The following is a 12,766-nucleotide window of genomic DNA, read 5'->3' as shown; positions in this document are numbered from 1 at the left end:
GTTGTAGATCCGGTCGGCGTTGGTGAAGTTGAACTGACCCTGGTTCGGCTCAGTCGCGTCGATCTTCATCTCGTTCTCGGCCGTGATCATGTTGAACTCACGATTGGCGATCGTGGTGTACTGCGAGTCGCCCAGCTTGTTCGCACTGATCGCGGTGCCGAAGTAACGACCGGTGCGGGCCGCGGCGGCGCCCAGCGTGGTGGCCGGCGACCCGCCAGGGGTGGCCGACGGGCTCGGCGACGGGCTGTTCGGCGGCGTGGGCGACGGAGACGGAGACGGGGACGGGGACGGCGACGGGGACGGCGACGGGGAGCTCGGCGTGGTGCTGTTGAGACCGAGGAAGTTGATCGCGTAGCTGATCATGCCGTTGAGGGGCAGCGAGTGGCCCTGACCGGAGACGCTGATGCCCTCGACCGGAGGCTGGGTGCCGTTGTTGCCATACCGGGTGCGGGTCCAGCCCGACGAGGGGCTGTCGGTGGACACGGGCGTCTGGCTGACACCGTGGAGGTTGGTCCACTGCTTGATCTCTTCGCCGAAGTTCGGGTAGGCCAGCGTCGTGTCGTTGGTGCCGTGCCACAGCTGCATCCGAGGATAGGAGCCGCTGTAGCCGGAGTACATCGACCGGGCCAGGTCACCCCACTGCTGGGCGCTCTTGATGCTCTGCCCGCTGGAGCACTGGCTGTTCCAGGTGGAGCCGTCGTTCGTGGCGAAGCAGCCCGCCGGGACGCCCATGAAGGCCGAACCCGCCGTGAAGACGTCCGGATACTCGGCCGCCAGCACGTTGGTCATCATCGCGCCGGAGGAGACGCCGCTGACGTAGACGCGGCCGGGGTCCACGTTGTAGCGCGACTTGGCGTAGTCGACCATCGAGATGATGCCGACCGGGTCGCTGCCGCCGCCCCGCCGCAGCGCCTGGGGCGAGTACACGTCGAAGCACTGCCCGCTGCGCGTGGCCTCGGGGAACACGATGATGAACCCGTACTGGTCGGCCGCGTTCACGTAGTCGCGGAAGTATCCGCTGTACAGCGCCGACGCGGTGCCCGTGCAGTAGTGGACGGCGACCAGGAGCGCCGGCCGGGCCGCCACCCGGTCCGGCACGTAGATGTACATGTTCAGGTTGCTCGGGTTGTTGCCGAAGTTGGTCACCCGAGTCAGGGAGGCCGCGGCGGCTGGTTGGGTGACCAGCAACGTGGTCGCCGCGACCACGGGCATCAGCACGGCGGCCAATAGGGCCACGATGCGTCGTCTCACGTGCGCTGTCCTTCCTCCGGTAGCGCCGACCGGGAGGTGTGGCCATGGCGTCCGGGATCGGGCTCCCGTACTTCTCGCAGGCCGTGGATGCCCCACCCGCACCGAATCGGCGATGTGAATGTTTCCGAAGCGTGCCTAAAACTTTCTGGGCACTCAACCCGCAGATCACCTGGACTTCTGCGGCGGCGAAGAGCAGGACGTCAGAGGCATCCCCTGCCGCTGGGAGGCCGAGGAGCTTTGGAAAGTTTCATGAAGACGCCGAAATGTTGTCAGATCGCCGGGGCGGCATGCGGCCGCGCGTGAGCGTGACGCGTGAGCGGCGCCCGGCGCGCGGGCATGGTCTACAGCCGGGGGAGGCGACGACAGGAGCCTGGACATGCTGGAGGTCATCGGCGCGGGACTTCCGCGCACCGGAACGACGTCGGTGAAGGTGGCCCTGGAGCGGCTCGGGTTCGGGCCCTGCTATCACTTCTACGAGGTCCTGCTCCGCCCGGAGCTCGCCGCACGATGGCTGCCCGTCTGCGCGGACGGGGCGGCACCCGACTGGGACCGGGTCTTCGAGGGCTTCCGCTCCTGTGTGGACTGGCCCGCCAGCTTCTTCTGGCGGGAGCTGGCACGGGCGTATCCGGAGGCCAAGGTCGTCCTCACGGTCCGCGACCCGCAGAGCTGGTATGCCAGCTTCCGCCTGCTGGGCTCGCTGGGCCCGCGCGAGCCGCTGCGGGAGGACGAGGCGCCCGAGTCCATCCGTCCGGTGGTCGCCGCGATCACGAGTCTCCGGCCGCTCTTCGAGCGGATCAGCGGGTCGTTGTTCGGGGAAAACCGGCAGCCCGGTCACAGCCCGGACGAGGAGCGGGCCGTCGCGGCCTACCACCGGCATGTCGCCGAGGTGCTGGCCGCCGTTCCCGCCGAACGGCTCCTGGTCTTCGACGTACGCGAGGGATGGGGACCGCTGTGCGCCTTCCTCGGGGTCGCCGCCCCCCCGGACGTCCCGTTCCCGCACCTCAACGACGCCGCGTCGATCCGCAGGACGTTCGAGCTCATGCACACCGAGGGCCGCGTCCACGTCCCCTTCGCGCCCGGAGGCTGACGGCGGACGGCCGCGCACCTCACCGAACGGGTCCGCGGCACCCGGGCCTGGGACGCGCCCTCCCCCGTCGCGGGCTGGGCCGCCCGGGCCACCGGCCAGGACGACCGGCTCGACGCCGGCTTCTGCGCCGAGCTGCTCGCCGGGATGGAGCAGATGGAGCGGGTCATCCGCGCCTCCGGCCGGTTCGGCGCCCGGGTCGAGGTGCCCGGTGATGCGGACGTCCAGACCAAGCTCGTGGGTTTCATCGGCAGGGACCCGTTCTGGCGGAGCCCCGGCCCGTCCGCCTGATCTGCGCCCTCGTGCTGCCAGGTCGAGCGTGACCGCGGTCGCGGAGTCGTTGGTGCAGGTCAGGGTCCGCGTGGCCGTCGGCTGGGCGGCGGTGACCGACAGGGTGGCGCTCAGCGAGTTCGCGGTGACCTGCCGGCTCACCGCGCGGACCGCTACTTCATCACGCGGGAGCGCGGCGTCGTCAGCGCAGGAATGCCGCGGCCTCTCCGGCGTCGACGGGGATGTGCAGGCCGGTGGTGAGGGACAGGTCGCCGCCGGTGAGGGCGAAGACGGCGGCGGCGACGTGCTCGGGCAGCACCTCGCGCTTGAGCAGAGTGCGCCGGGCGTAGAACTCGCCGAGCTCGGCCTCCGGCACGCCGTAGACGGCCGCCCGGTTGGTGCCCCAGCCGGAGGCGAAGATGGCGGAGCCGCGGACCACCCCGTCGGGGTTGATCCCGTTGACGCGGATGCCGTGCTCGCCGAGCTCGGCCGCGAGCAGGCGCACCTGGTGGGCCTGGTCGGCCTTGGCCGCGCCGTACGCCACGTTGTCGCGCCCGGCGAAGACGGAGTTATTGGACGCGATGTAGACGATGTCGCCGCCCATGCCCTGCTCGATCATGACGCGGGCCGTCTCCCGGGAGACGAGGAACGAGCCGCGGGCCATCACGTCGTGCTGGAGGTCCCAGTCGTCCACGGTGGTCTCCAGCAGCGAGCGCGACAGCGACAGCCCGGCGTTGTTGACCACCAGATCGACCCCGCCGAAGGCCAGCACGGCCTGCCGTACGGCCTCGACGACCTGGGCCTCGTCGGTGACGTCGGCCTGGACGGCCACGGCCGCGTCGGCGGGACGATGCGCGTGGGCCCCGATCTCGGCGGCCACCTTCTCCGCGGCGGCGAGGTCGCGGTCGGCGACCACCACGCAGGCGCCCTCGGCGGCCAGGCGGCGGGCGGTGGCCGCGCCGATGCCCGAGCCGCCGCCGGTGACCAGCGCGATCCGGGTGGACAGCGGCTTGGGCGCCGGCATCCGCCGCAGCTTGGCCTCCTCCAGCTCCCAGTATTCGATGCGGAACTTCTCCGACTCCTCGATCGGGGCGTAGACCGACAGCGCCTCGGCGCCGCGCATCACGTTGATCGCGTTGAGGAAGAACTCACCGGCGACGCGGGCGGTCTGCTTGTCCTTGCCGAAGGAGAACATGCCGACGCCCGGCACGAGCACGATGGCCGGGTCGGCGCCGCGCATCGGGGGCGAGGCGGGGGTGGCGTGCCGTTCGTAGTACGCGCGGTAGTCCTCGCGGTAGGCCGCGTGCAGCTCGCCGAGGCGCGAGATCACCTCCTCCAGCGGCGCGCCGGCGGGCAGGTCGAGCACGAGCGGCGCGACCTTGGTGCGCAGGAAGTGGTCGGGGCACGAGGTGCCGAGGGCGGCCAGCTCCGCGTGCCGCTCGCGGGACAGGAAGTCGAGCACCTCGGGGGTGCCGGTGTAGTGGCCGACCTGGCGGACGTCGGTCGAGCACAGGCCGCGCAGCACCGGGAACAGCTCCGCCGCCCGCTCGCGCCTGGCCCGCTCCGGCAGCGGCTCCCAGCCCGGCATCACCGGCCCGAACGGCTCGGGCCTGCCGCGCTGGGCGATGTACGCCTCGGCGGTGCGGATGATCCACAGCGAGTTGCCGGCGCATTCCGCGGAGGTGTCGCCCCAGGCGGTGATGCCGTGGCCGCCCAGGATGCAGCCGACGGCCCGGGGGTTGGCGTCCTTGACGGCGGCGATGTCCAGGCCGAGCTGAAAGCCGGGACGCCGCCACGGCACCCAGACGACCCGGTCGCCGAAGATGCGCCGGGTCAGCTCCTCGCCATCTGCGGCGGCCGCGATGGCGATCCCGGCGTCGGGGTGGAGGTGGTCGACGTGCGCCGCGTCGATCAGGCCGTGCATCGCGGTGTCGATCGACGGCGCCGCCCCGCCCTTGCCGAACGCGCAGTGGTCGAAGGCGGCGACCATCTCGTCCTCGCGTTCGACACCCGGGTAGACGCCGGTGAGCGCGCGCAGCCGGTCGAGCCGGAGCACGGCCAGGCCCGATTCGGTGAGCGTGCCGAGGTCGCCGCCCGATCCCTTCACCCACATCAGTTCCACGCCGGTGCCGGTGACCGGGTCGAGAGCAGTGCCCTTGGCCGAAGCGTTGCCCCCGGCGAAGTTCGTGTTCCGGGGGTCGGCTCCCAGCAGGTGCGCGCGTTCGAGCAGCTGCTCAACCGGCGTGGTCATGCGATCTCTCCCTAGGCATGCACGGACGATACTTGGACCTTTAGGACTATTTGCTACAAAACGGACAGCACGCGGCAGGCTACAGCGGCGGGCCGGGCGTCCGGAGACCGGCCCCCGCTCGCGTCCCCCCGATCACGACCCCCCGATCACGACCCGGCCTCCGACCCGGCCCCGAGCCCGCACCCCAACCCCGGCTCCCGCCCCCGGCCAACACCGGACGGCCTGCAAGGGGCGGCGGAGCCGGCGAAACGTCAGGGCGTACTCGACGGGCTGCGGGCGGCCGGGCCGGTGCGCTCGGTCGGCGTGGACTCCTGGGCGGTCGACTACGGCCTGCTCGACGGCGACGGGCGGCTGCCCGGCCTCCACCACCGGCCTGTACGACGTCCGCGCCCGCGCCTGGTCGCACGACCTGGCATACCGGCCGGCCTGCCGCCCGGCATCTGCCGCCGCTGCGCGAGCCCGGGACACCCGCCGGTACGCTCCGGCCCGAGATCACATCCGCGGCCTCGTCCGCCGCAGCGAACCGCTTCGGGCCTACCGGCCCCGGGGCGGGGGAAGCGCCTGGGACCACGCCGAGTCCCGCCTGCCCACTCCCTCGTGGGCCGGCGTCAGCGGATGCGACCCACGCCGCCGAGCGCGCCGGCCTTGCCCTCCCGCACGAAGGGGTAGTCGGTGTCGGGCCGCCACTCGTGCAGCGGCACCACTCCCGGCTCGACCAGGTCGAGCCCGTCGAAGAACGTGAGGACCTGGTCGTACGACCGGGAGGTGGTGCCGGGGACGGAGGTCCGGCTGAAGACCTTCCGGCCCTCCTCCTCCTGGTCGTCGCTCAGCTCGCCGAGGGAGCCGTGCGACACGACCAGGTAGCCGCCCGGCACGAGCGGCTCCCGGAGCGTCGCGACGATCTTCATCGCCTCGTCGTCGTCCGGGATGAAGTGCAGCACGCCGAGCAGCAGGACGGCGAGCGGCTGGGAGAAGTCGATGTGCTCCCGGATCTCCGGGTGCCGCAGCAGCGCCTCGGTGTCGCGCATGTCCGCCTCGACCGCGCGCACCCGCTCGTTCTCGGCCAGGATGGCCCGCGCGTGGACGAGGACGATGGGGTCGTTGTCCACGTAGACGACCCGCGACTCCGGGGCCACCTCCTGGGCGACCTGGTGGACGTTGCGCTGCGTCGGAAGTCCGGCGCCGATGTCGAGGAACTGGCGGATACCCTGCTGCGCGAGGTACGTGACCGCCCGGATCAGGAACTCGCGGTTCTCCCGGGCGATGTCGGGGAGGTTGGGCAGGATCTCGATGATCTTCTCCGCGGCCTCGCGGTCCGCCGCGAAATTGTCCTTGCCACCCAGGTAGTAGTCGTACATCCGGGCGACGCTCGGAGTAAACGGGTCGACGCCCGCGGGCGCCTTACGCTCGTCCACAACACTCCCCTCGTCGTACATAAATGATCGTACGGCCTTGATCGCGACAGGGAAGACACGTCACCGATTTGTCATCCAAGGCCAGGAACCGGCACGAAGCGGATGAGGCTCGACGAATCCGTTACCGGCGGTCCGGGACCGCTCGCTGACGTGCCGAGACGGTAACTTTCCGGCTTTCGGGACAGCACGTTAACGGCCTCGACGCACGTCTCACACTCTTGACAGTGCGCGCCGTCCCACTTACGGTCACGAAACATCGCCGCAATCTATCCGCAACAGGAAATGTTAGCGCTAACAACCGAGGAGCCTCCTTGATGAGAAGCGGTCCCCCCGCCGCGGCTCACCCCGCCCCTCCACGGGAACGTTTCGCACCGGGCCGCCCACGCATATTCGGCTCCGCCCACGAGCGATCACCTCACGGCCGCCCACCCGCGCCCGAGGTGAACACCACACTCTCCGCCCGGCACAACCGGTAGGACACGCGCCCCTCCCGCCGGGACTCCAGCCGGCCGGCCCGCGGACGCCCCCCTCCGCAGGCCGGCTGTCCGGCCGCATCTCAGCCGACCGCTCACTCCGATCCCACACCCCCTCGCGTCAGGTATCGCCTGACATCGCTCAGCAGAGGAGTTTCGCGTGCCCGAAAATCGCCGATCCCCGGCGGTCCCCCGGCGGTTGCGGAGGATCTCGCTCGCGACGGCCGCCGCGCTCGTGTGCGGCGGTCTCGCGGCCCACGGCGGCGTGGCGAACGCCTCCGCCGGGTGGTCGCCGGCGCCGTCGTACACCTCGACCGACAAGGGCGACGGCACCTACACCGTGCCGATCACCAATGCCGACGTGCCCGACATCAGCGTGGAGCGCGTCCCTGCCGCGGAGAACAAGGAGCACCGCGACGTCTACTACATGATCAGCACGACCATGCACCTGAGCCCGGGCGCGCCGATCATGAAGTCGTACGACCTGGTGAACTGGGAGATCGTCAACTACGTGTTCGGCCGGGCGGACATCGGCGACGCGTTCTCCCTGCGCAACGGGCAGAACTCCTACGGCCAGGGCCAGTGGGCGTCGTCGCTGCGCTACCACGACGGCAGGTTCTACGTCGTCTTCAACACCAACAACCTCGGCGGCGCGTACCTCTACAGCACCGACGACGTCGAGAACGGCAAGTGGACGCGCACGCCGCTCGGCCGCGGCCTGCACGACCCGTCGCTGTTCTTCGACGACGACGGCACGCCGTACATCTTCTACGGCTCCGGCGGGACGAGCGCCGTACGCCTCAAGCCGGATATGTCGGGCATCGACAGGGACTATCCGAACATCTTCACGGCGAACGACTACGCCGGAAAGCCGTTCATCGGCGGGCTGTTCGAGGGCGCCCAGGTCTTCCACATCAACGGCTATTACTACGTGGTCATCATCACCTGGCCGTCCGGGCAGGGACGCCAGGTCGTCATGTTCCGCTCGAAGGACCTGCTCGGCCGCTACACGTCGGCGGACGGCTCGAACACCTACGAGGCGCGCGGAGTGCTCGACTCCAACGGCTTCGCCCAGGGCAGCCTCGTGCCGATCTCCCGCGACGGCGGCACCGACTGGTATGGCATGTTCTTCCGCGACAACTTCCCGATCGGGCGCACCCCGGCGCTCATCCCCGCCACCTGGCAGGACGGCTGGCCGACGTTCGGCACCGACGGGGTCGTGCCGGTGGGCGGCGCGTTCGCCAAGCCGATCACGCTGAGCCCGGCGGAGGAGACGTTCGAGCGGCAGAAGAGCCTCGTCGCCTCCGACGACTTCGCCAACGACGCGCCGCACCGGCCGTACATGGACGAGCAGTGGACGATCCCCGACCCGCCCTCGTACGACGACTCGCTCATCGGCGTCGAGCTCCTGCAGAACCCCGGGTTCGAGGCCGACGCGGTCTCCCCGTGGGGCACGCAGTACGGCGCGACGATCACCCGCGACACCACCGACCCGGCCGCGGGATCGGCGGCGCTGAAGGTGAGCGACCGCACGCTCAACGGCTCCGGGCCCAACCAGTTCCTCAACGGCAAGGTGCAGCGCGGTGTGACCTACACCGTGTCGGCGAAGATCAAGTACACCTCGGGCCCGAGCAGCATCCGGTTCAACCTCGTGGCCGACTGGGGCACGGGCGTCCAGACGATGGCGTCCGGGAACGTTCCCGCCGGGCAGTGGACGACCGTCACGGGCCAGTACACCATCCCCTCGACGGCCAACGTGGACAGCTTCAAGTTCGCGATCGAGACCCCGTGGGCCAACCCGCAGCCGGCGTCGTCGAGCGTGGACTACCTGGTCGACGACGTCTCGATCGTCGGGCAGCCGGTGACGACCGAGAGCCCGTCCGAGGAGGAGATCGCCCCCAACGGGTCACGGCTCGACCCGGTGTGGGAGTGGAACCACGCCCCCGACAACCGCTACTGGTCGCTCACCGACCGGGACGGCTGGCTGCGGCTGACGACCGGCAAGGTGGTCACCGGCAAGTACGTCTACACCAAGCTGTCCGGCCGCGACGAGCTGACCTGGTTCGAAGAGGCGCGCAACACGCTGTCGCAGCGTACGTTCGGGCCCCGGCAGTCGGTCGAGACCAAGATGGACATCTCCGGCATGAAGAACGGCGACGTCGCCGGTCTGGCCGCCTACAACCGCGGGTTCTCCTATGTCGCGGTCAAGCGCGTCGACGGCCAGAACACGCTGGGCGTCGTCAACCGCGTGCAGCCGTTCGCGGTCGACATCGACCAGTCGGCGGTCGAGAGCTTCGTGCCCGGCACGACGGTGCCGCTCGGAGACGCGACGCAGGTGTACGTGAAGGCGGACCTCGACTTCAGCTCTCCGGTCGGGCAGCTGTGGACGACGTTCTACTACAGCCTCGACGGCGTGAACTGGACCCAGCTGGGCAGCCGCGTCGGCCCGCAGACGCTGGACGGCAGCCTCTCGCACTTCATGGGACACCGGGTCGGCCTGTTCGATTACGCGACGAAGGAGAAGGGCGGGCACGTCGACTTCGACTACTACAAGCTCAGCGACACGCTGACCGCGCAGAACAAGGCCCTCGACACGAGCGGCCTCGACGCGGCGATCGCACACGCGGGAACGCTCGACGAGCGCGACTATCCGGCGGACGCCTGGGCCGACATGCGGGCCGCGCTCGACACCGCGATGGCGGCGCGGGCCGGTGAGTTCGGCACCCAGAACCAGATCGACGCGCCGGAGCGGGCGCTCAGCTACCAGCTCGCCCGGCTCGGCACGCTCAAGACCGCCTCTCCGGAGGTCAGGCTGACCGTCACCGCCGCCTCCCGCTGCGTCGGCAGCTCGGCATACGTGGCGGTCACGGCCGTCAACGACTCCGGCGTTCCGGCGACGATCACGCTGACGACGCCGTACGGGTCCAAGACGGTGGCCGACGTGGCTCCGGGCACAGCAGGCGTACCAGTCCTTCAACACCCGGGCCGGGAACATCGACGCGGGTTCGGTGACCGTCACCGGCACCGCGACGATCGACGGCAAGCAGGTCACCTCGTCCTACGACGCCGGCTACGCGGCGGCGAGCTGCCGCTGACGACGTGGCCGGCCGGCAGCCGATCGCCGGCCGGCCCCGCACCACCGCACCACCCGCACCACCCCGGGCCGGTCGGCCGCCCGGCCGGCCCCCCCCCCCCACACAACACGTCGCGCGCGTCCGCGCGGTTCCTCGGGGCGTCGTGTTCACGGAGAAGTCCCAGGTCAAGGAGATCATTCGTGTCGAAGCGCGTTGGAAAGACGACCCGGCGACGGGTCGCCGCGATAGCGATGGCCGGTGCCCTGCTGGGCGCCGCCGTCACCGCGACGGCGGGACCGGTGCAGGCCGCCGCCCCGAACATCATCGTGAACGGCGGGGTCGAGGACGGCCTGTCCGGCTGGTTCGTCAACAACGGGAACTCGACCGACGGCGCGACGCTGTCGCCCACGACGGACGCGTACGCCGGTTCGGGCGCCGTGCTCGTCACCGACCGCAAGACGACCGGATCCGGCCCGATGCAGGACCTGTCCGGCAAGGTCCAGGCCGGCAAGACGTACGCGGTCACGGCGCGGGTGAAATACGAGAACCCCAACAGCCCGGCGACCAAGCAGTTCTTCGCCACCATGCACTACGGCGGCGCGACCTACACGAACGTCGGCACGGTGACGGTCGCGCGCGGGCAGTGGGGGCTCATCCAGGGCACGTTCACGATCCCCGCGAGCCAGAGCGTCGCGACCGCGCGGCTGTTCATCGAGACGCCCTGGACATCGGATCCCGGGTCCGCCCCGGACACGCACCTGATGGACTTCAAGGTCGACGACGTGTCCGTCACGGAGTTCGTGCCGTCCACGACCATCGAGGCGCTCGGCAAGAACCCCGGCGAGGGCAACCCGCTCATCTCGCACAAGTTCGGCGCGGACGGCAACGCGTTCGTCCACGACGGCCGCGTGTACATCTACATGACCAACGACACGCAGGAGTACAAGCCCGGCCCCACCGGGGTCTCCTCGACCAACACGTACGCGAGCATCAACACGATCACGGTCATCTCGTCCGACGACCTCATGAACTGGGTCGACCACGGCGAGATCCCCGTCGCCGGCCCGAACGGGGTCGCCCGTTACGCGAACAACTCGTGGGCCCCGGCCATGGAGAGCAAGGTCGTCGACGGCAAGGAAAAGTTTTTTCTCTACTTCGCCAACAACGGCGGCGGCTCCGGTGTCATCGTCGGCGACTCGCCGATCGGCCCGTGGCACGACGAGCGCGGCAACCTGCTCATCACGAGCGCGACGCCGGGCGCGTCCAACGGCATCAACTGGCTGTTCGACCCCGGCGTGTTCATCGACGACGACGGCCAGGGCTACCTCGTCTTCGGCGGTGGTGGCGACGACGGGACGCGCAGCGCCGAGAACACCAACCACCCGAAGTCCACGCGCGTGATCAGGCTCGGCGACGACATGATCAGCACGCAGGGCTCGGCTGAGGTCATCGACGCGCCGCTCGTGTTCGAGGCCGGCCACCTGTTCAAGCGCGACGGCAAGTACTACTACTCGTACTCGTCGAACTTCGGCTTCGGCGGCCCGATCGACCCCAACGGCCCGCCGACCGGTGCCATCGCCTACCTCATGGCCGACAGCCCGATGGGCCCGTGGACCCCCGAGACGTACAAGGGCGTCATCTTCCGCAACCCGGGCACCTACTTCGGCGCCGGCGGCAACAACCACCAGTCGGTGTTCAAGCTCGGCGACCAGTACTACTTCACCTATCACGCCCAGACGCTCAACAGCCGCATCACGGGCGGCGCCACCCAGGGCTTCCGCAGCCCGCACCTCGCCAAGCTCGACTTCAACGCCGACGGTACGATCAAGGAAGTGCGGGGCGACTACAAGGGCGTCGAGCAGATCCGCGACCTCGACCCCTACCGGGTGATCGAGGCCGAGACGATCGCCTGGCAGCAGGGCATCGCGACGAAGAAGATCGACGGCGGGTCGGAGGAGTTCGGCGCGCAGGCCCCGAACCTCGTGGTGCACGACATCGACAACGGGGACTGGACGTCGCTCGCGAAGGTCGACTTCGGCGCGGAGGGCGCCACCGGGGTCACGGCCAAGGTGCGCCCGCTCGCCACCGGCGGGAAGATCGAGGTTCGCCTCGACGGCCGCACCTCGCCCGTGGTCGCGACCATTCCCGTCGACGCGCCGCTCGGCGAGTGGACGAAGCCGACCGCCAGGCTCGACGGCGTCACCGGCGTGCACGACGTCTACTTCACGTACGCCGGGCCCGACGGCGCGGACCTCTTCGAGGTCGACTCCTGGTCGTTCGAGGCCGCCTCCTCGCCGGAGGTCGCCCTGACCGTCACCGCGTCCTCCCGCTGCATCGGCAGCTCGGCGTACGTCGCGGTCACGGCCGTCAACGACTCCGGCGTTCCGGCGACCATCACACTGACCACCCCGTACGGGTCCAAGACGGTGGCCGACGTGGCTCCGGGCAAGCAGGCGTACCAGTCCTTCAACACCCGGGCCGGGAACATCGACGCCGGCACGGTCACCGTCAAGGCGACCGCCACGATCGACGGCAAGCAGGTCACCTCGTCCTACGACGCCGGCTACGCGGCGGCGAGCTGCCGCTGACGACGTGGCCGGCCGGCAGCCGATCGCCGGCCGGCCAGCGGTGGCGAACTCACGATGAGGACGCCGCCACCGCACCACCCGGGGCCGGCCGGCCGCCCGGCCGGCCCTATCGGCCCGGAATACCTGGGCGTGTGTTCCGGACGCCCGCAATGGGGGCCATACGCCCATAATGGGACCGGATGCCGCCCGGAAACCGCACGGCCGCCATGCGAACGGGCGCTCACGACCAGACAGGAGAGACCCCGTTGCCGAAGAGCCGTCCGCAGGGCGCCCCCGCCCTGCTCGCCGCACTGGCCGTTCTGCGGGCTGTCGGCACCCTCTTGGTCGCCATGGTCGCCGTGGCGGCGTTCGCCGTCCCGG

General features: G+C 70.3%; 6 protein-coding genes. 3 read left to right on the top strand and 3 right to left on the bottom strand.

Annotated features, from left to right (window positions below):
* Positions 1-1,251 (bottom strand): PHB depolymerase family esterase (locus tag FLV34_RS37445; RefSeq protein ID WP_147945390.1); only part of this gene is annotated, 1,251 nt, incomplete at its 3' end.
* A gap of 376 nt (positions 1,252-1,627) precedes the next feature.
* On the opposite strand from FLV34_RS37445, the gene FLV34_RS37440 reads away from it, so the two are divergent.
* Positions 1,628-2,338 (top strand): sulfotransferase family protein, encoded by a 711-nt coding sequence (locus FLV34_RS37440; RefSeq protein WP_142652572.1) that lies wholly within the window; start codon positions 1,628-1,630, stop codon positions 2,336-2,338.
* Positions 2,339-2,491: 153 nt separating this feature from the next.
* The gene (locus FLV34_RS42975; protein ID WP_260617564.1) at positions 2,492-2,626 is read left to right on the top strand and encodes a hypothetical protein; all 135 of its coding nucleotides are present in this window, start codon (positions 2,492-2,494) and stop codon (positions 2,624-2,626) included.
* Between the two features lie 181 nt (positions 2,627-2,807).
* Here the strand turns inward: FLV34_RS42975 and FLV34_RS37430 are convergent, their stop codons facing one another.
* Both FLV34_RS37430 and FLV34_RS37425 read right to left on the bottom strand, forming a co-directional pair.
* The gene (locus FLV34_RS37430; protein WP_142652573.1) at positions 2,808-4,856 is read right to left on the bottom strand and encodes a bifunctional aldolase/short-chain dehydrogenase; all 2,049 of its coding nucleotides are present in this window, start codon (positions 4,854-4,856) and stop codon (positions 2,808-2,810) included.
* A gap of 608 nt (positions 4,857-5,464) precedes the next feature.
* The gene (locus tag FLV34_RS37425; protein ID WP_261986051.1) at positions 5,465-6,271 is read right to left on the bottom strand and encodes an SAM-dependent methyltransferase; all 807 of its coding nucleotides are present in this window, start codon (positions 6,269-6,271) and stop codon (positions 5,465-5,467) included.
* A gap of 633 nt (positions 6,272-6,904) precedes the next feature.
* Between FLV34_RS37425 and FLV34_RS41990 the strand changes: the two genes are divergently transcribed.
* Positions 6,905-12,406, top strand: a complete 5,502-nt coding sequence (locus FLV34_RS41990) for a family 43 glycosylhydrolase (RefSeq protein ID WP_222709771.1) — start codon at positions 6,905-6,907, stop codon at positions 12,404-12,406.
* Positions 12,407-12,766: the final 360 nt, after the last annotated feature.

This window comes from Microbispora sp. CSR-4, from assembly GCF_008033685.1.
In the GTDB taxonomy this organism is placed as follows: Bacteria; Actinomycetota; Actinomycetes; order Streptosporangiales; family Streptosporangiaceae; genus Microbispora.
This window is presented reverse-complemented; position numbering and strand designations above follow the sequence as displayed.